14 protein-coding genes are annotated in these 18463 nt (G+C 72.2%); 10 read left to right on the forward strand and 4 right to left on the reverse strand.

The genetic code is table 11. From position 1 onward, the window contains the following. Window positions 1-212: 212 nt before the first annotated feature. Together BFF78_RS38685 and BFF78_RS38690 are read right to left on the reverse strand one after the other, a co-directional pair. Complete coding sequence (locus BFF78_RS38685; protein ID WP_227026039.1) at window positions 213-1805, reverse strand: alkaline phosphatase family protein; 1593 nt, start codon at window positions 1803-1805, stop codon at window positions 213-215. Between the two features lie 596 nt (window positions 1806-2401). Continuing rightward, window positions 2402-4018, reverse strand: coding sequence for an acyl-CoA synthetase (locus tag BFF78_RS38690; RefSeq protein WP_069782707.1), 1617 nt, complete (start codon window positions 4016-4018; stop codon window positions 2402-2404). A gap of 188 nt (window positions 4019-4206) precedes the next feature. Between BFF78_RS38690 and BFF78_RS38695 the strand changes: the two genes are divergently transcribed. From BFF78_RS38695 to BFF78_RS38735, 9 genes are all read left to right on the forward strand, one after another. Further along, a complete protein-coding gene (locus BFF78_RS38695; protein ID WP_069782708.1) occupies window positions 4207-5007 on the forward strand; it encodes a crotonase/enoyl-CoA hydratase family protein in 801 nt (266 codons plus the stop codon). A gap of 21 nt (window positions 5008-5028) precedes the next feature. Then, window positions 5029-5970 carry a Zn-ribbon domain-containing OB-fold protein gene (locus BFF78_RS38700; protein WP_069782709.1) on the forward strand — a complete coding sequence of 314 codons (942 nt, stop codon included), beginning with the start codon at window positions 5029-5031 and terminating at the stop codon, window positions 5968-5970. Further along, the gene (locus BFF78_RS38705) at window positions 5967-7016 is read left to right on the forward strand and encodes a thiolase domain-containing protein (protein WP_069782710.1); all 1050 of its coding nucleotides are present in this window, start codon (window positions 5967-5969) and stop codon (window positions 7014-7016) included. The genes BFF78_RS38700 and BFF78_RS38705 overlap by 4 nt, the downstream gene beginning before the upstream one ends. Beyond that, window positions 7013-8179, forward strand: a complete 1167-nt coding sequence (locus tag BFF78_RS38710) for a thiolase domain-containing protein (RefSeq protein WP_069782711.1) — start codon at window positions 7013-7015, stop codon at window positions 8177-8179. Before BFF78_RS38705 ends, BFF78_RS38710 begins: the two co-directional genes overlap by 4 nt. Window positions 8180-8261: 82 nt before the next feature. Continuing rightward, complete coding sequence (locus BFF78_RS38715) at window positions 8262-8504, forward strand: DUF397 domain-containing protein (protein ID WP_069782712.1); 243 nt, start codon at window positions 8262-8264, stop codon at window positions 8502-8504. Window positions 8505-8688: 184 nt separating this feature from the next. After that, entirely contained in the window at window positions 8689-9591 is a 903-nt protein-coding gene (locus BFF78_RS38720) for a universal stress protein (protein WP_069782713.1), read from the forward strand. 205 nt (window positions 9592-9796) lie between these two features. Further along, the gene (locus BFF78_RS38725) at window positions 9797-11029 is read left to right on the forward strand and encodes an extracellular catalytic domain type 1 short-chain-length polyhydroxyalkanoate depolymerase (protein ID WP_069782714.1); all 1233 of its coding nucleotides are present in this window, start codon (window positions 9797-9799) and stop codon (window positions 11027-11029) included. A gap of 135 nt (window positions 11030-11164) precedes the next feature. Next, complete coding sequence (locus BFF78_RS38730) at window positions 11165-12577, forward strand: 3-hydroxybutyrate oligomer hydrolase family protein (protein WP_069782715.1); 1413 nt, start codon at window positions 11165-11167, stop codon at window positions 12575-12577. A 163-nt stretch (window positions 12578-12740) separates the two neighbouring features. Next, complete coding sequence (locus BFF78_RS38735) at window positions 12741-13238, forward strand: glycosyltransferase family protein (RefSeq protein ID WP_069782716.1); 498 nt, start codon at window positions 12741-12743, stop codon at window positions 13236-13238. Between the two features lie 16 nt (window positions 13239-13254). Here the strand turns inward: BFF78_RS38735 and BFF78_RS38740 are convergent, their stop codons facing one another. Both BFF78_RS38740 and BFF78_RS38745 read right to left on the reverse strand, forming a co-directional pair. Continuing rightward, window positions 13255-15225, reverse strand: a complete 1971-nt coding sequence (locus BFF78_RS38740; RefSeq protein ID WP_069782717.1) for an N-acetylmuramoyl-L-alanine amidase — start codon at window positions 15223-15225, stop codon at window positions 13255-13257. A gap of 261 nt (window positions 15226-15486) precedes the next feature. Continuing rightward, entirely contained in the window at window positions 15487-16632 is a 1146-nt protein-coding gene (locus tag BFF78_RS38745; RefSeq protein WP_069782718.1) for an aminoglycoside phosphotransferase family protein, read from the reverse strand. A gap of 337 nt (window positions 16633-16969) precedes the next feature. On the opposite strand from BFF78_RS38745, the gene BFF78_RS38750 reads away from it, so the two are divergent. After that, complete coding sequence (locus BFF78_RS38750) at window positions 16970-18463, forward strand: DNA-binding protein NsdB (protein WP_069782719.1); 1494 nt, start codon at window positions 16970-16972, stop codon at window positions 18461-18463.

Consider the following 18463-nt stretch of genomic DNA (forward strand, 5'->3'; position numbering starts at 1 on the left):
GCAGGGGCGCGGACGGCGCCGACCGGACGACCATCGCCGAACGGCTCGCGGCACCCCCGCGCCCACGCCGGGTGTAGCGCCCCCGACCAGCGCGGCGACGGACGCAGCGACCGGCCCGGGGACTGCCGGGCGGAGGCGATGAGCGACGACGTCCACGCCCTGCCGGCCGCCCTCGGCCTGGACCGCGCCGATGTGGACCGCCGTCGGCACGTTCAGCCAGCTTGCGGTCCGAACGCCTTCAGGAACCGGTCGCGGAAGCTGTCCATCCCCCAGACCGGGGCGTTCGCGGCGGGTTTCAGCCCCTCGGTCCAGCCCCAGCCGGAGATCCGGTCCAGCACCTCGGGGTCGTGGGCGACGACGGTGACCGGCACGTCCTGGCGGGGGTCGTTCCCGGTGACGGTCGGCACGGGCTGGTGGTCGCCGAGGAAGACCAGGACCGTGTTGTTGTTGCCGTAGCGCCGCAGGAACCCGACGAGGCTGTTCAGCGAGTACTCGATGGAGGTGCGGTATTCGGCGCGCACGCTCTCCGGGTGCCTCCAGACCTCCTCCTGGGACTTGCCCTCGCGCCTGATCTGCTGGAACACCGAGCCGTCGCCCAGCTTTCGCCAGTCGACCATGCGGGGCAAGGGCGCCCAGGGATAGTGGCTGGAGGTGAGGATGATCTCCGCCATCAGCGGACTGCGGCCCCGCTTGCCGAACTCCCGCCGCCGGAACGTCTCCAGGGCGAACTGGTCCGGCACCTGCGACCAGCCGAAGTCCGGGCCGTGATAGTCGAGATGATGGCCGTCGTAGACATGGTCCAGGCCGAAGAACCGGCCCTCCGGCCAGGCCACCAGCACCCCCGGCACCACGCCGACCGTGCGCCAGGCACCGGTGCTGCGGAAGGAACCGGTGAGGGTCGTCCGGTCGCTGGAGGTGAGGGAGCGGAACCGCTGCTGGTTGCTGATCCACAGACCGGACAGCAAGGTCGAGTGGGCCAGCCAGCTGCCGCCGCCGGTCACCGGCGAGCGCAGCCAGCCGCTGCGCGCCCGGAAGCCGGCGGCCTTGAGGGTGTCGTCGCTCTCCTTGAGGACCGTGCCGATCCGTGGGGCCATCGCCGGGTCCTCGATGGCCGAACGGCCGTAGCTCTCGACGAACGTGAACAGCACGTCCTTGCCGCGCAGGCCGGTCAGCAGCCGGCTGGGCGGTGTGTGGGCGAAGGCGTCGTCGGCGGCCTGGCTTCGGAAGCGACGGGCGTCCGCGAGGGAGACGCGGACCTGCTTGGCGCGGTCGCCGAGGAGGTCGGCGTCGAGCGTGGCGGCGACGGGCCCGACGCGGGTGTGCAGGCCGAGCACGACACAGGTGATCCAGACGGTGCTCAGCACCAGGACGGCACGGACGGACCGGGCGTGGTGGCGGGCCATCAGCGTGGTCAGCCGGACCGTCGCTCCCGAGGTCAGGACCAGGACGGCGACCGAGAGGAGCAGGGCGCCGGCGATGGCGATCAGCTCGCCGCCGCGGCCGGAGGTGTCCTGCAGATAGTCCGCCGCGTTGCCCAGCAGGGCCCAGTCCAGCACCGGGTCGAAGGGGCGGTACAGCACCGAATAGAAGCCGATGTCGAGGCATTTGAGGAGTGTCACCAGTCCGATCAGCACGCCGGCGGCCGCCGCTGCGGCCCGCCTGGCCCGGGGTGGCACCACGAGCAGTACGGCGGCGAGCAGGATGCCCTCGGCCGGCAGACGTACGAACGCCTTCAGCCTGAGCTGGTCGGGCTGGTCGGGCAGCAGCAGCGCGGCGAGGAGGAGGCCGGCGGCGAGGAGGCTCACGCCGATGCCAACTCCCCGTGCAAGGGCTGCCCGCCTGCCGGGCGGGCAGATCTCGGCGGCCAGTTCCCGGGCGAACCGGGCGGGCCCGCCGAATGATCTGGTCCAGGGGCCCGGACCCCGCGCTCCACGTGCCCGCCCCCCGGGCCGGCCGGCTGCCGTGACCGCCTCCGCCTCCCGCGCGGCGGGATCGGCCCCTTCCGTCAGCCTGATGGACCTCCCCGCGCCGACCGGTCCTGCGGACTTGCCGCCGGGTGGCGGTCCGGCGGGCTCTCTGCCTTCCTCCGGCGTGGCCGCACTCTCCGTCCCGGCGGGCCCCGCGCCGGCCGGCGGCCCGATCGGCTCCCGGCCTCCGGCCGGCCGGCCGTGACCCCCGGCTCCCGTCGGCCCGGTGTCCGTCTCGTCTGCGCTCTCCGGCAGGTGATCAGGCGTGCGGTGAGACACCCGGAGATCCTTCCGTGCGTGGCCCGGTGCCGGTGCGGAAGGCCGGGACCGGCGCCCTGTCCGACCGATAGTCACCTAACGTAGTTGAATGGTGTCGATCGTGCGCACAGAGTAGTCCGACGGGGTGGTGAGGGCGGCCGGACGCCCCCGGGGCGCTACGGCTGGTCGGCCGCCACCGCCACCTCCCGGGCCCACCGGTAGTCGGCCTTGCCGCTCGGGGACCGCCGGATGGCGTCCGCGATCACCAGCTGGCGGGGGATCTTGTAGCCGGCCAGCCGGGTGCGGCAGTGACTCTGGATCTCGGCCAGCGAGGGGTGCGCCGCTCCCTCGCGCAGCTGCACCACGGCCGCCACATGGTTGCCCCAGGTGGTGTCCGGGACCCCGGCGACCAGCGCGTCGTACACGTCCGGATGCGCCTTGAGCGCCTGCTCGACCTCCTCCGGATAGACCTTCTCGCCTCCGGTGTTGATGCACTGCGAGCCCCGGCCGAGCACCGTGACGACGCCGTCCTCGTCGACCGTCGCCATGTCGCCGAGCAGGACCCAGCGCTGCCCGTCCTTCTCGAAGAACGTCTCGGCGGTTTTCCGCGCGTCGTTGTAGTAGCCGAGCGGGACGTGACCGCACTGGGCGACCCGGCCGATCTCGCCCACGGCGACCGGCTCGTGCGTCGCCGGATCCACCACGCGGGTACGGGAGTTGACCTTGAGGCGGAAGCCGCGCTCGGGTCCCGAGTCCTCCGTCGCCGTACCGTTGAAGCCGGACTCCGAGGAGCCGAAGTTGTTGAGCAGCAGGGCGTTCGGGACCAGCTCCCGGAACTGCCGGCGCACCGTCTCCGACATGATCGCGCCCGACGAGGACACGCTGAACAGGGCCGAGCAGTCGGTGCCCTTGAGCGGGCCGCTCAGCGCGTCGATCAGCGGCCGGAGCATCGCGTCCCCGACCAGCGACATGCTGGTGACCTTCTCCTTCTCGACGGTCCGCAGCACCTCCTCCGGCACGAACTTGCGGTGCACCACGACGCGTTGGCCGAAGTTGAAGCCGATGAACGCCGTCAGGGTGGAGGTGCCGTGCATCAGCGGGGGAGTGGGGAAGAAGGTGAGGCCAAAGCCCCCGGCGGCGACCCGCTCGGCCAGCTCCTCCGGCGTCTTCACCGGCTCGCCGGTCGGCGCGCCGCCGCCCAGCCCCGCGAAGAACAGGTCCTCCTGGCGCCACATCACCCCCTTGGGCATGCCGGTCGTGCCGCCGGTGTAGATGATGAACTGGTCGTCCCCGGAGCGTTCCGGAAAGCCCCGCCCGGGCGAACCGGAGGCCTCCGCGTCGGCGAACGGCACCGCCCCGGGCACCCCGGCCGCCTCCGGGCCCACCCGCAGCAGATGCCGTAGCTTCGGCGTGCGGGGCAGCGCCGCCGCGACCCGGTCGGCGAACTCGGTGTCGAAGACCAGCGCGACCAGATCGGCGTCCCGGTAGAGGTACACCAACTCCTCTTCGACATAGCGGTAGTTGACGTTCACCGGGACGATCCGCGCCTTCAGGCAGGCCAGCACCGTCTGCAGGTACTCCACGCCGTTGTACAGGTGAAGGCCGAGGTGTTCTCCGGGGCGTATCCCGGTGTCGATGAGGTGGTGGGCGACACGGTTGGCGGCCGCGTCCAGCTCCGCGTAGGTCAGGCGGCGATCCTCGCCGGTGCCGGGATGGTCGACGTACACGAGCGCCTCGCGGCCCGGGACCACGTCGACGACCGACTCGAACAGGTCGGCAAGGTTGTACTCCACCGCTCCTCCTGACCCCGGCAGTCCTGGCGAACAAAGGCGCATCGGTCGGTTCGCCGGTCATCAGAGCAAAGCGCGCGGCAACTGGGAAGGCTTCGGGCACAATAAATCTGACTGTCTGTCAGAAAACCCTTGAAGTGCCTCCCCGCCTACTGCAACCTGTTCTCGTTCTCACCGAGGGGAGAAAGCCCATGGGCGGGACGGAACACCTCACCGTGCGGCGCGAGGGCGCCACACTGGTGCTTACACTCAACCGGCCCGACGCCAGGAACGCGCTCTCGCTTCCGATGCTCGTCGGCCTGTACGACGGCTGGCTGGAGGCCGACGCCGAGGACGACATCCGCTCGATCGTGCTCACCGGGGAAGGCGGCTCCTTCTGCGCCGGAATGGACCTGAAGGCGCTGGCCGGGAACGGCATGCAGGGCGAGCACTACCGCGACCGGCTCAAGGCCGACCCCGACCTGCACTGGAAGGCGATGCTGCGCCACCACCGCCCCCGCAAACCGGTCATCGCCGCCGTCGAGGGGTACTGCGTGGCGGGCGGCACCGAGATCCTCCAGGGCACCGACATCCGGGTCGCGGGCGAGTCCGCGACCTTCGGCCTGTTCGAGGTCAGACGCGGACTGTTCCCGATCGGCGGCTCCACCGTCCGGCTGCAACGCCAGATCCCGCGCACCCACGCCCTGGAGATGCTGCTCACCGGACGGCCGTACAGCGCCCGGGAGGCCGCGGACATCGGACTGATCGGCCATGTCGTCCCCGACGGCACCGCGCTCGACAAGGCCTTGAGGATCGCCGAGCAGATCAACGCCTGCGGCCCGCTCGCCGTCGAGGCCGTCAAGGCGTCGGTGTACGAGACCGCCGAGATGACGGAGAGCGACGCCCTCGCGGCCGAACTCGCCCGCGGCTGGCCCATCTTCGACACCGCCGACGCCGAGGAAGGCGCCCGCGCCTTCGCGGGGAAACGGCCACCCGTCTACAAGCGTGCCTGAACCGCCGAAGGAGCCTCCAGGATGCCCGAAGTCCTCCAAGCACCCCTCGTGGTCGAATTCCCCTTCACCCGCTCCCTCGGCCCCGTCCAGAGCGCCTTCCTCACGGGGCTGCGCGAACGCGTCGTCCTCGGGGTGAAGACGACCGACGGACGCACTCTCGTCCCGCCCGTCGAGTACGACCCCGTCACCGCCGAGGAGATCCGCGACCTGGTGGAGGTCGCCCCCACGGGGACGGTCACCGCCTGGGCGTGGAACCACGAGCCCCGCCGTGGCCAGCCCCTCGGCGCCCCCTTCGCCTGGGTCCTGGTCCGGCTCGACGGCGCCGACACCGCCCTGCTGCACGCCCTCGACGCCCCCGGCCCCGACGCCGTCCGCACCGGCATGCGCGTCCGCGTCCGCTGGGCCGGGGAGCGCACCGGCGCCATCACCGACATCGCCTGCTTCGAGCCGTACGACGGAGAGCCCGCCCAACCGGGCGGTCACACGGGCGAGTTCGAGAACCCGCTCACCGGGATCGTCGCCCCGGCCCGCCTCGACTACACCTACTCACCCGGCCGCGCCCAGTCCGCCTACATCCACGCCCTCGGCGAACAGCGGACCGTCGGCGAACGCTGCCCCTCCTGCCGCAAGGTGTACGTCCCGCCGAGGGGTGCGTGCCCCACATGTGGCGTGGCCACAGCGGAACAGGTCGAAGTAGGTCCGCGCGGCACAGTCACCACCTACTGCATCGTCAACATCAAGGCGAAGAACCTGGACATCGAGGTTCCCTACGTCTACGCGCACATCGCCCTCGACGGCGCCGGCCTCGCCCTGCACGCCCGGATCGGCGGCATCCCCTACGACCAGGTGCGCATGGGCCTGCGCGTCGAGCCCGTGTGGACCGAGGGCGCCCGCTACCCCGACCACTACCGGCCCACCGGCGAGCCCGACGCCGACTACGACACCTACAAGGAGCTGCTGTGACCCGGGAGATCGCGGTCGTCGCCTTCGCCCAGACCGACCACCGGCGCTCCACCGAGGAGTCCTCCGAGGTCGAGATGCTCATGCCGGTCCTGCACGGGGTGCTGGCGCAGAGCGGCCTCAGGACCGCCGACATCGGCTTCACCTGCTCCGGCTCCAGCGACTACCTCGCCGGCCGCGCCTTCTCCTTCACCCTCGCCCTGGACGGCGTGGGCGCCTGGCCGCCGATCTCCGAGTCGCACGTCGAGATGGACGGCGCCTGGGCGCTGTACGAGGCCTGGACCAAGCTGCTCACCGGCGACGCCGACACCGCGCTCGTCTACTCCTACGGCAAGTGCTCGCCCGGCTCGGTCCGGGACGTGCTCACCCGCCAGCTCGACCCCTACTACGTCGCCCCCCTGTGGCCCGACTCCGTAGCCCTCGCCGCCCTCCAGGCACAGGCCCTCATGGACGCCGGCCACACCGACGAACCGGCGCTCGCCGCGGTCGGCGCCCGCAGCCGGGCGGACGCGGAGGCCAACCCGCACGCCCAGCTCAAGGGCCCGGTCCCGCACGGTGACTACGTCGTACGGCCGCTGCGCACCGGCGACTGCCCGCCCGTGGGCGACGGCGCCGCCGCCGTGATCCTCGCGGCGGGGGAGCGGGCCCGTCGGCTGTGCGCACGGCCCGCCTGGATCCGCGGCATCGACCACCGCATCGAGGCACACGGCCTCGGCGTCCGCGACCTCACCGACTCACCCTCCACCAGGCTGGCCGCCGAGAAGGCCGGTGCCTTCGAACGGCCCGTCGACACAGCCGAGTTGCATGCGCCGTTCACCGCCCAGGAGGTGATCCTGCGCAGGGCGCTCCGTCTCGGCGACGACGTACGCGTCAACCCCTCCGGCGGGGCGCTGGCCGCCAACCCGGTGATGGCCGCCGGACTGATCCGCATCGGCGAGGCCGCCGCCCGCATCCACCGCGGCGAGTCCGACCGCGCCCTCGCCCACGCCACCTCCGGCCCCTGCCTGCAGCAGAACCTGGTCGCCGTACTCGAAGGGGATCCACGATGAGCAAGGAGCCCGTGGCCGTCGTAGGGATCGGCCAGACCAAGCACGTGGCCGCCCGCCGGGACGTCTCGATCGCCGGACTCGTCCGCGAGGCCGCACAACGGGCCCTGGAGGACGCCGAGTTGACCTGGTCCGACATCGACGCCGTCGTCATCGGCAAGGCGCCCGACTTCTTCGAGGGCGTGATGATGCCCGAGCTGTACCTGGCCGACGCCCTCGGCGCGGTCGGCAAGCCCATGCTGCGGGTGCACACCGCCGGCTCCGTCGGCGGCTCCACCGCGCTCGTCGCCGCGAACCTGGTCGCCGCCCGCGTCCACGGCACCGTCCTCACCCTCGCCTTCGAAAAGCAGTCCGAGTCCAACGCGATGTGGGGCCTGTCCCTGCCGATCCCCTTCCAGCAGCCCCTGCTCGCCGGCGCCGGCGGCTTCTTCGCCCCCCACGTGCGCGCCTACATGCGGCGCAGCGGAGCCCCCGACACCATCGGCTCCCTCGTCGCCTACAAGGACCGGCGCAACGCCCTGAAGAACCCCTACGCCCACCTCCACGAACACGACATCACCCTGGAGAAGGTCCAGGCCTCGCCCATGTTATGGGACCCCATCCGCTACTCCGAGACCTGCCCCTCCTCCGACGGCGCCTGCGCCATGGTCCTCACCGACCGCGCCGGAGCCGCCCGCGCGCCCCGGCCGCCCGCCTGGATGCTCGGCGGCGCCATGCGCAGCGAACCCACCCTGTTCGCGGGCAAGGACTTCGTCTCCCCGCAGGCCGGCAAGGACTGCGCCGCCGACGTCTACCGGCAGGCCGGCATCGCCGACCCGCGCCGGGACATCGACGCCGTCGAGATGTACGTACCGTTCTCCTGGTACGAGCCCATGTGGCTGGAGAACCTGGGCTTCGCCGCCGAGGGCGAGGGCTGGAAGCTCACCGAGTCCGGGGTGACCGAACTCGATGGCGACCTGCCCGTCAACATGTCGGGCGGTGTGCTGTCCGCCAACCCCATCGGCGCCTCCGGCATGATCCGCTTCGCCGAGGCCGCCCTCCAGGTGCGCGGCCAGGCCGGAGAACACCAGGTGGACGACGCCCGCAAGGTGCTCGGGCACGCCTACGGCGGCGGCTCGCAGTTCTTCTCCATGTGGCTCGTCGGAGCGCGGCCGCCACAGTGCTGAAAGTCCTCCCCACGTGGCCTGTTGAGCATCGTGAGCGGTCGCTAGGCTGAGCCGCGGACGACGAACCGGGAGGAGCACGGACGTGGCCGAGAGCACGACCCAGCAGCAGCCGCTCGTGGGCTGGGACAAGCCGGAGCTGGACCTCAGCGAGGCCGAGTGGCAGTCCAGCAGCCGAGGCCTGGGCGATGTCCAGATCGCCTTCGTCGAAGGCTTCATCGCGATGCGCAACAGCGGCCGTCCGGAGAGCCCATCCCTGATCTTCACGCCCGCGGAATGGGGCGCCTTCGTCTCCGGAGCCCGGGAAGGGGAGTTCGACCTCACCTGAGCCGGCCCGGCGGCGGGACCGGCAGCACCGGCGCCGCACCGGCACCGCGCGGACACCGGCAGCCGAACCGGGGGTGTTCCCCGCGGATTTCCGGACACGCGACCACCAGGACCCCGTGGGGACCGACGCCTGCGCCAGGCTGGCACCAGCGACGGGAAGGTCGTGTTGCGGAAAGTGAGGGACGATGAGCACTGCGCCGGTCATCGCCGCGGTCGACGGTTCGGACGACAGCCTGCGCGCGTTGGAGTGGGCCTTCGACGCCGCCCGCCGCCGTGGCGCACCGCTGCGCGTGGTGCACGTACGGCAGTACGCCGCCTGGGGCCAGGCCGATGTGCTGGTCGCCGGGCCGCCCGAGGCGGAGGGCGACCCGGTCCTGGACGACGTGCGCACCCGGATCACGGGCCGTGGCGCACAGCCGGTCATCGAGTACATCGCCCTGGAGGGCGTACCGGGTGCCGTGCTGCCGGAACTCGGCGCGGACGCCCAGCTGTTGGTCCTCGGCTCGCGTGGCCGCGGCGGCTTCGCCAGCCTGCTGCTCGGCTCCAACGGCCTCGCCGCCGCCCGGGACGCCGAGTGCCCGGTGGTCGTCGTACCCCGGCCCGGCCGGCAGGTGCACGGGGAGGGCCCCGCCGAACCCGGCCCCCGGGTGGTCGTCGGCCTGCACGCCGACAGCCCCGACGAGGCAGGCCTCGCCTTCGCCTTCGCCGAGGCGGCCCTGCGTGGCGCCCGCGTGCAGGTGATCGCCGCCTACCCGTGGCCGGTGCAGACCTGGTCCGCCCCCGGCGAGCTGATGCCGCCCCAGACCGGCCAGGACGCGGTCGAGCACGAGACCCGGGCGCTCGCCGAGGGCTTCCTCGCCCCGCACCGCACACGGCACCCCGAGGTCCGCACCGACGTCGAGGCGCTGCCCGGCGACGCGGCCGGCCACCTCGTCGCCGCCTCCAAGGACGCCGAGCTGGTCGTCGTCGGCCGGCACCGGCGGCGTCTGCTCGCACCGGCCCGCATGATGGGCTCGGTCACCCAGGCCGTCCTGCTGCACGCGGCGAGCCCGATCGCGGTGGTGCCGCCGGTATCGGTGGAGGAGTAAGCCCGGACAGGGCCCCGGCCGATGCGCGGTAGCAGCCGGCACGGCGGCCCGCAAGCGGTCCGCGGTCGAGCGGCACGGACCCGGTTGTGGTGTCCCGCGCCATGGTGGCGACCCATATGCGTTCGTACGGTTCCGCCACGCCCGGCGCCCCGTGCGCCGCCCCGCGCACAAGCGGCCGGGACACGTGTCGTGCAAAGGAGCCGCCATGCCACTGCCCCTGCCCGGAAAGACGCCCGGAGCCCCGACCCGGGCCCGCTTCCTGCCGCGCCTGCTCGCCGTCCTCGCCCTGGTGCTCGCCGCCGCGCTCGCCGGTCCCGTGCCCGCCGCCCGGGCCTCGGTGGCGCTCACCGAGGTGAGCGACTTCGGATCCGACCCGGGTGCGCTCACCATGTACGTGTACCGGCCCGCGAACCTGCCCGCACACCCGCCCGTCGTCGTGGCCCTGCACGGCTGCACCCAGAACGCGCAGGTCTACGCCGACAACTCAGGCCTGCCCCGGCTCGCCGACCGGGACGGCTTTCTGCTGGTGTTCGCCGAGACGAGCTCCGCCAACAACCCCAGCCAGTGCTTCAACTGGTTCCAGAGCACCGACAACCGGCGCGGACAGGGCGAGGCCCTCTCCATCCGGCAGATGGTGGGCCAGGCCGTGACCGGCTACGGCGCCGACCCCCAGCGGGTCTACGTCACCGGCCTGTCCGCGGGCGGCGCCATGACCGCCGTCATGCTCGCCACCTACCCCGACGTCTTCTCCGCCGGCGCGGTCGTCGCCGGCCTGCCCTACGACTGCACCAAGGACAACAGCCCCTACACCTGCATGAACCCGGGTGTCGACCTGAGCCCGGACGACTGGGCGCAGCGGGTGCGGGACGCCGATCCGTCGTACACCGGGCCGTGGCCGCGCACGGCCGTCTGGTACGGCGACCAGGACACCACGGTCGTCCCGCGCAACGCCACGGAGCTGCGCGACCAGTGGACGGCCCTGCACGGCCTCGCCCAGACGCCGAGCCGTACCACGGCCATCGGCCCCGACGCCACCCGGCAGGACCAGTACCTGGCCGCGGACGGCACGGTCGCCGTCGAGGTCGACCGGGTCCCCGGCATCGGCCACGGCACCCCGGTGGACCCGGGCACCGGCACCGAGCAGTGCGGCAGCACCGGCGCGCCCTACTTCCCGGCCTCGATCTGCTCCAGCTACTGGATCGCCCGGTTCTTCGGCCTGGACACCACTGATCCGGGCGGCGGCGGTGGCAGCGACGCCGCCTGCTGGACGGCGAGCAACTACGCCCAGGTGCAGGCCGGACGGGCCACCACCAGCGGAGGCTCCACCTACGCCAAGGGATCCCAGCAGAACATGGGCCTGTACAACACATTCGTCACCCACACGCTGAAGGAGTCGCCCACGGGTTACTACACCATCGCCGACAACGGGTGCCCCTGACACCGCGTCAGCCGCGCTCGGTCATGGTGGCTGCCGACGCTTCGGGGGCCGTCTTCATGGCGGCCCCACACATGTCCGGTGCGCCCCTTCCACGCCTAGCCTCCAGCGCGTTCACCCACCGCCGGAGGAAGCCGTATGCCCACACCACCCGGACCACCCACCCGCCGAGCCGTTCTCCACGGGCTGTCGCTCACCGCGGCCTGCCTGCTGCTGACCACCCCCGCCACGGCGGCGCCCACCGGTACACCGGACGGCCACTGCGCCGGCCGGGCCCACCTCAGGGTGCCGGGTGCCGCCCGCCGGCAGGCCGACTGCCTGGACGAGCTGACCACCGCCGGCACCGTGGCCTCCGGCCACACCGACCCCGCCGACTACGCCGGCCTCACCCCCAAGGGCCTGCCCGCACCCACCGGCGTGCCCGGCATCCAGATCGACGGCTACTTCCCGGACACCTCCACCACCAACACCCACCACGGCTGGAACCACGACTCCCAGTTCGTCATCCGCCTGCCCGACCGCTGGAACGGCGGCCTGGTCGTCGCCGGAACGCCCGGCAACCGGCAGCAGTACGCGAACGACAAGGCCATCTCCGACTGGGTGCTCGCCCGCGGCTACGCCTACGCCGCCACCGACAAGGGCAACACCGGCACCGCCTTCTACCGCGACGGGCACCGGCCCGCGGACGCCATCGCCGAATGGAACACCCGCCTCACCCAGCTCACCCGCGCCGCCCGCGCCGTGACCACCCAGCGCTACCACCGGCCGCCCACGCGCACGATCGCCACCGGTCTGTCCAACGGCGGCTACCTCGTCCGCTGGCAGCTGGAGCACCACCCCGAGCTCTACGACGGCGGAGTCGACTGGGAAGGCACCCTCTGGCGCACCGACGGCCCCAACCCGCTCACCTTCCTGCCGCAGGCGCTGCGCCACTACCCCACATACGCCGCCGGCGGCCCCGGAGCCGCCGACGCCGAGGCCGCCCTGCACCGGGCCGGCTTCCCCGCGGGCTCCGAGTTCCTGTGGCCGTACCACCACCAGGTCTACTGGGACCTCACCCAGCGGATCTACCGGGAGGAACTCGACCCCGGCTACGACGGCGCCACCGAGGCCGGCACCCCGTTCTGCACCTCCGGCACACCCGCCTGCGACGCCGACTACGACTACGCTGCCCGGCCCGCTGCCGTCCACCGCGCCGTCGACCGGATCGCCCTGACCGGACGCATCGGCAAACCGCTGATCACCATCCAGGGCACCCTCGACGTCCTGCTGCCGGTCAGCCAGGACTCCGACGTCTACGCGCGCATGGTCCACGCGGCCGGACGCGGCGCACTGCTGCGCTACTACCGCATCGAGGACGGCACCCACACCGACTCACTCGTCGACGCCTTTCCCGACCGGCTCCGCCCGATGCTGCCCTGCCATCACGCGGCCTTCGAGACCCTGGAACGCTGGATCACGGGGACCGGACTCCCACCCACCGACCACACGGTTCCACGCCCGCCCGGCGCCACCCCGGCCACGCTGCTCACCACCTGCCCCTTGACCTGAGCGGCACCCCCGCGCCGCGAAGGGGCGCAGGGCTGTGTCCGGTAGGCGGCTTTGCCGCGGGGCGCGATCACCCACGACGAACCCGCAGACGGCCGGCGGCCCATCTCGGCAGTCCCGGCGGAGCCGCTCCGCACTTCCGGCGGAGCCCACGTACCATGGCCGCATGTCGTTCCTCCGCCGCCGCAGCGCCACCCCCGCCGGACCCGAATTCGACGTGCTGGCCATGGACCCGGGCGACTGGCCGGGCAACCTCGGTGCGGGCCTGCTGCCCGCCCCCGACGGCACCTGCCAGGGTGTCTTCCTGCGCTACGACCTGTTCGGCGGCCGCGGCCCCGCCATGATCATCGGTAACCTCCCCGAGGGCTCTCCGGCCCGCGAGGTGGTCGAGGGCGAGATCCCCTTCGAGGTGGGCCAGCTGCTGCTGGCGCTGGAGAACGACGAGGACGTCACCGTCGTCGGCGTCGAGGACACCCCGGTCCTCCAGGGGGACAACCTGCTCATCGTGCGGCGGCTGAAATTGTCCGAGTCCCGGATCTCCTGCGTCCAGTTCGACCGCAGCGACGGCGTCCTGGTCACCATCGCCGCCTGGGACCGCCCGATCACCGACGACCTGTACGCCCTGCTGAAGCCGCTCCCGGCGGAGCTTTTCCAGCAGGGCTGAGACCGTCGGCCCGCGATCAGCCGGCCGAGCCCTCGAGGGTCACGTCCGCGGCGCGGACGAAGGCGACCCGGTGGCCGTACTGGATCTCGTAGTACAGGTCCTTGCCCACCACGACCCGGTGCGAGTCGGTGGTGAAGGTGACCGAGTAGTAGTACTCGCCCGGCACCTCGTCACCGACCACGTACTTCTGCCCGGCCGGGATCGTGTACGGCAGCGGGACGACCGACTGCGCGGGGACGCCCGCCGGGTAGGCCTCCTTCTCCGGGTAGGCCCTGCCGTACACCGGGACGTCGGCCAGGCCCTCCTTCGGGGTGATCACCACACCCTTGGCGGGCACCGCCGTCGGAGCCTTGCGCGGGTTCTCGAACCAGGCCTTCTGGCCCAGGTACCAGATCGCGGTCCAGTCGCCCCAGCGGTCGGCGACCGCGTACTGCTGACCGGTGGCGACCCGGGAGGACAGGTCGTTCACATCGATGGTCGGGTCCTTCTTCAGCCCGATGTCCTTGATCAGCGGCGCGTTCACGTCGTGGTCCGCGTACAGCCGCACCTCGTCGGAGCCGTGTGCCGTGCAGGGCTCGCCGCCGGTGGTGCAGCCCGTGTACGCCGGCTGGTTCGTGGCGTAGTCCGGCAGGATCGTCACCAGCCCGGACTTCTTGCCGGCGGTCCGCTTGAACGGGTGGCCCAGCAGCTGGAAGTAGTGCCGCCAGTCCCAGTAAGGGCCCGGGTCCGTGTGCATGCCGGGGATGGTGGACGTGGTCGGGCCGGGCACGTTGTCGTGGCCCAGGATGTGCTGGCGGTCCAGCGGGATGTCGTACTTCCGGGCCAGGTACTTCACCAGCCGGGCCGAGGAGCGGTACATCGCCTCCGTGTACCAGGCGTCCGGATTGGCGAGGAAACCTTCATGCTCGATGCCGACGGACCGGGCGTTGATGTCCCAGTTGCCCGCGTGCCAGGCCACGTCCTTCGCCTTGACGTGCTGGGCGATCAGACCGTCCGTGGAGCGGATGGTGTAGTTCCACGACACATAGGTGGGGTCCTGGATCAGGTTCAGCACCCCGTCCCAGGCGCCCTCCGTGTCATGGATGATGATGTACTTGATGCTCTGCGACACCGGACGGTCGCCGAGGTCGTGGTTGCCGTAGTCGTTGTTCCCGAACTGTGCGTACGGCGCCCAGACCGCCTCGCAGGACACCGACCGCGGGCACTCGACGTCGTCCGTGGGCAGCGTGCCGAGACCGGCCCGCTTCAGCTGGGCGGTGTCGGCGGTCAGCCCCGGCTGGGCGGCGAGCACGACCAGCTGGCCGTCGTCCGTGGTGCGCTCCTCGCCGGTGCGCAGAACGTCGAACACGTCGCCCGCGTACGCCGCCGCGGTCGCCGAGTCGTCGGCGCCGGAGAAGCGGGCCACCGCGCCGTACCAGTCAGCCGGGTCGGCGCTCAGCGGCTCGCCCAGCCGCTTCTGCGCGGCGGCGAGCAGGGCGGCGCCGCCGGCCACGTTCGCCGCCGGGTCGGTGCGCAGCTCCTCGGCCGTCAGGCCGGTCAGTTCGGCCGCCTTCGGCAGCGTCTTGAGGCGGGCCGGGAGCACGGACTCGGCAGGCACCTTGATGGTGGGGTGCACGGCGGCGCGTGCGCCGTCGCCGCGGGCGTCCTCCGTGCCCTCGGCGTTGTGCTCCGTGGTGGCGATCGCGGTCCGGGCGTCCGTGAGATGCATCGGGCCGTAGCCGCCGGACACACTGGGCGCGCCGGCATGCCAGTCCCAGCGGGACTGGAGGTAGGAGACGGCCAGCAGGACGCTCTGCGGCACGTGGTACTCGGCCGCGGCGGTGGCGAACGCGTGCTGCAGCCGGCCCGCGGAGGAGTCCGGCGTGCTGTGGGCGGGAGCCGCGCCGAGCAGCGGCAGCAGCAGGGCCGCCGAGGCCAGCGGGCCGGCGGCCCGCCGCACTTGTCTGTGGCCGGCTGTGGACGTGGAATCGGTGGCGGAACCTCGCAATGCGGCCTCCTGTGACGGGCGGGCGTGGCGGGGCGTGCGGCGCCGAGCTGGGTCAGTGGTACCTGCTGGCCGACGATCCGTCAATGATGCCTTCAGGACGGCGATTTGCCATGTCACGGAGGGGTTTCGGCGAGTTTCGCGACGGCGGCGCGCGGGCCTGCGACGCGTCACTGGCGTACACCAGTGGTCAGAACCGGGGCCGGACATACGAAGGTCCGCGGTGCGCCGCCGCTCTGGCGCACCGCGGAACCGTCGTCCCCGTCAGCGAGTGCCGACCGCCGCGCGGACGGCCTTGCGGGCCATCTGGCAGTCGTCGTGCAGCCGCCTGAGCAGCAGCCGCTGTTCCTCGCCGGACGGCGCAGCACCCGGGTGGGCCAGGCCCGGTGCCGCCGGGGTCACCTCGTGCATCGAACGCTGCACGGCCGTCTCGTACGTACGGATCTCCCGGGTCAGCAGCAGCATCAGGTTGACCAGGAAGGCGTCCCGGGAGGCCGGACCCGCCGACTGGGCGGTCTGGCTGATCTGGCGCCGGGCCCCCGGCGCGTCCCCGAGGACCAGCCACAGCGTCGCCAGGTCGTACCCCGGCAGATACCAGCCCGCGTGCTCCCAGTCCACCAGCACTGGACCGGCCGGTGACAGCAGGATGTTCGACAGCAGGGCATCGCCGTGGCAGAACTGCAGCATCCCCTGGCGGCCCACCTCGTGGGCGATGCCGTGCAGCAGCTTCTGGAGGTCGCCGAGGTCCCGATCGGTGAGCAGGCCCAGCTCGTGGTACCGGGAGATCCGGGCGCCGTAGTCCAGCGGCCGGTCGAAGACACCCGCCGGGGGCCGCCAGGCGTTCACCCGGCAGATCGCACCCAGCGCGGCCCGGATGTCCGCGCGGGGCGGCGCCTCCACCGGATGCCGTTGCAGCGCCGCCACCCGGCCCGGCATCCGCTCGATCACCAGTGTGCAGTTGTCCGGGTCCGCCGCGATCAGCCTCGGCGCACGGACCGGTGGCCGGTGCCGGACGAACGCGCGGTATGCGGCTATTTCGTGGCGGATCCGCTCGGCCCAGGCGGGCGAGTTGTCCAGCAGGCACTTGGCCACGGCCGTGCTCCGCCCGGTCGTCCCGACGAGCAGGACGGACCGTCCGCTGCGCCGCAGCACCTGCACCGGAGCGAACTCCGGACAGATCCGGTGGACCGACGCGATCGCGGTGCGCAGCTGCGCGCCCTGGGGGCCGGACAAGTCGAGTCTCCCGCTGAGCGGTTGGGTACCGGGCTGTCCCGGGACCCGCCGGGGCCGGCCCGCGACCGGCACGGGTCCGCCCGGACGCGCCACCGGGTCGAGGTACGGCCCACCGCCTGCCGGGCGGGAGCGCAGCGGCCGGGGCGGGGCGGACACGGAGGACGACGCTGCGTACATGGGAGATACAGATCCCTTCGTGTGCCTGCGGTGCCTGCCTGTGCTTCCGAAGCTCGGCGCACATGCGCGGGGCCGGTGCTCCGGTGGAGTCCGTACTCCGATCGCATGCACTGCGAGCGTGCGCCTGCCCGGCCCGGCCGCCCGGGTGCACCCTGGGGAATGCACCCGTGAGCTCCGCTCAGTCCGAGCGGTGACCGGGTCGGGGTGGCGCGTTCCTACTCGACACCCGATGCCCAGTGGCACACCATCTGGCGGACCCTGGCGAACCCTGGCGAATAGTCGCCCGGCAACCTCCACAGGGCTACTGTCAACTCAGCCGAGAACCTGGGGGCTTGACGTGAGCGGACAACCCAACACCCGCCTTGCGGACCTGTTCGGCCTGGCCGGCTGGTCCAAGGGCGAACTCGCGAGGCTGGTCAACAAGCAGGCGGCGGCCATGGGCCACCCCCAGCTGTCGACCGACACCTCCCGGGTCCGTCGGTGGATCGACATGGGAGAGATCCCGCGCGATCCCGTACCGCGGGTGCTGGCGGCTCTGTTCACCGAGCGTCTCGGCCGTGTCGTGACCATCGAGGACCTCGGTCTGGTGCGGCACGGGCGTACAGGGAAACGGCAGGGCGACGGGATCGAGGAACATCCCGACGGCGTGCCGTGGGCGCCCGAACGGACCGCCGCGGTCCTCACCGAATTCACGGGAATGGACCTCATGCTCAACCGACGCGGCTTGGTGGGCGCGGGTGCCGCGCTCGCCGCGGGATCCGCACTCAGCAGCGCCATGTACGACTGGCTGCACACCGACCCGGCCCTGAAGGCCGACGCCCCCGTCCTCGACGACCCCCTGCACGCCGACCCCGCTGGGTTCGACCGCTATGAGGCCGCCCCCATCGGGTCGCAGGAGATCGAGGAACTGGAGCGCTCGGTCGAGGTGTTCCGAGCCTGGGACGCGGCCCGTGGCGGCGGGCTTCAGCGCAAGGCGGTCGTGGGCCAGCTCAACGAGGTGGGCGGCATGCTCGCCTACCACCATCCACCCCATCTCCAGCGGCGCCTGTGGGGCGTCGCCGCCAACCTCGCCGTCCTCGCGGGCTGGATGTCGCACGACGTCGGCCTGGAGCCCACGGCCCAGAAGTACTTCGTCATCGCCGCCCACGCCGCCAGAGAGGGCGGTGACCGGCCGCGTGCCGGTGAGGCCCTGTCCCGGGCGGCCCGGCAGATGGTGCACCTCGGCCGGCCCGACGACGCACTGGACCTGATGAAACTAGCCCAGGACGGCGCCGGCGACCGCCTGCAGCCGCGCACGAAGGCGATGTTCCACACCATCGAGGCCTGGGCGCAGGCGTCGATGGGCAAGGGCCAGGCGATGCGCCGCACACTGGGCCGGGCCGAGGACATGTTCGTCGCCGACCGGGGCGGCGAGGAGCCCCTGGACTGGATGCAGACCTTCAAGGACGAGGACCTGTACGGCATGCAGGCGCTCGCCTACCGCACGCTGGCGGAGTTCGACCCGAGCGCGGCCCCGCACGCCCAGTACTACGCGGAGAAGGCGCTCTGCCTGCGCATCGACGGGCGGGAGCGGTCGAAGATCTTCGACCATCTGTCCATGGCGTCGGCCTGCTTCATCGCCGACGACCCCGAACAGGCCGACCGCTACGCACGGCTGGCCCTGATGTCGATGGGCTCGAACTCCTCCCGTCGCACCTGGGACCGGCTGCGTCAGATGTACCGGCTGACCGCGGAGTACTCCGGCTATCCGAGGATCCACGAACTGCGGGAGGAGATCCGGCTCGCCCTGCCCAAGCCGAGGGCCAAGGGGGCGGGCAGCGCACAGGCGTGA

Origin of the sequence: Streptomyces fodineus (assembly GCF_001735805.1) — a bacterium.
Taxonomy (GTDB): Bacteria; Actinomycetota; Actinomycetes; order Streptomycetales; family Streptomycetaceae; genus Streptomyces; species Streptomyces fodineus.

Excerpts from the sequence above, each read along its gene's own strand:
- BFF78_RS38695 (WP_069782708.1), top strand. The coding sequence starts at position 4,207 with ATGGGCGGGACGGAACACCTCACCGTGCGGCGCGAGGGCGCCACACTG.
- BFF78_RS38730 (WP_069782715.1), top strand. The coding sequence starts at position 11,165 with ATGCCCACACCACCCGGACCACCCACCCGCCGAGCCGTTCTCCACGGG.
- BFF78_RS38725 (WP_069782714.1), top strand. The coding sequence starts at position 9,797 with ATGCCACTGCCCCTGCCCGGAAAGACGCCCGGAGCCCCGACCCGGGCC.
- BFF78_RS38735 (WP_069782716.1), top strand. The coding sequence starts at position 12,741 with ATGTCGTTCCTCCGCCGCCGCAGCGCCACCCCCGCCGGACCCGAATTC.
- BFF78_RS38720 (WP_069782713.1), top strand. The coding sequence starts at position 8,689 with ATGAGCACTGCGCCGGTCATCGCCGCGGTCGACGGTTCGGACGACAGC.
- BFF78_RS38710 (WP_069782711.1), top strand. The coding sequence starts at position 7,013 with ATGAGCAAGGAGCCCGTGGCCGTCGTAGGGATCGGCCAGACCAAGCAC.
- BFF78_RS38700 (WP_069782709.1), top strand. The coding sequence starts at position 5,029 with ATGCCCGAAGTCCTCCAAGCACCCCTCGTGGTCGAATTCCCCTTCACC.
- BFF78_RS38745 (WP_069782718.1), bottom strand. The coding sequence starts at position 16,632 with ATGTACGCAGCGTCGTCCTCCGTGTCCGCCCCGCCCCGGCCGCTGCGC.